At 53.6% G+C, this 799-nt stretch carries 1 pseudogene; it reads right to left on the reverse strand.

What is annotated here, in order from left to right:
- Positions 1-54 precede the first annotated feature (54 nt).
- Positions 55-799: pseudogene (gene wzxC, locus EQY_RS0123725) on the reverse strand (colanic acid undecaprenyl disphosphate flippase WzxC); the annotation flags it as partial.

Below are 799 nucleotides of genomic sequence, written 5' to 3' on the forward strand. Positions count from 1 at the left end.
GATAAGGCGTTCACGCCGCATCCGGCAACCATTGCCGGAACCGAAAACAACACTTCACCCCGCCCGTAAAAGCATTTTCATTTTTTCGCTGCGACAAAACTGACGCTTCACTTCCACCACCAGCGGATGGCGCGACAACACAATCATCACCACAAACGCCAGTACGCCTGCGGTAATTTGCACCGCCAGCAACGTCGCCAGCGCCAGTTGCCCTTTCAGCAGCACGCCCAGCGCATAACTAACCACCAGCGTCGGAAGCGAGAGATAAAACGGTAGCCACAAACTCAGGATGTACTGGCGATAGCTGGAACCGAGCACCGGTTTAATCATCACGAAGTAGCTCAGAATGGTGTTGATAATCTGCACCAGCAGGAAGCCGAGCGTGACGCCGATTGCGCCCGCCATCTGCCCACCAATAACAATCGCCGGAATAAACAGAAAGGTTTTGAATACGTTGAATTTAAAGCTAATATCCACCCGCGCTTTCGCCATCAGCAGCGAGCCAATCGGGTTACCCACCGAACGCAGCAGCCCCACCACACACAGCAATTGCAGCACCGGAATAATGCTGTTCCACTTCTCGCCAAAGACCAGCGGCACAAAATTATTCGACACTACCATCAGCCCCAGCAGCGCCGGGAAGTTGATAATCCCCACCACCGACAGCAGCTTGTAGAAGTTCACACGCAGCTTTTCGGTATCGTCCTGAATTTTGGCAAACGCTGGAAACAGCACACGGGTGATGATCGGGTTCAGCTTCATCGGCGGTACAACGGCCACGTTATAGGCCAGGTTGTAG

This window comes from Escherichia sp. TW14182, assembly GCF_000208525.1.
Lineage (GTDB): Bacteria > Pseudomonadota > Gammaproteobacteria > Enterobacterales > Enterobacteriaceae > Escherichia > Escherichia ruysiae.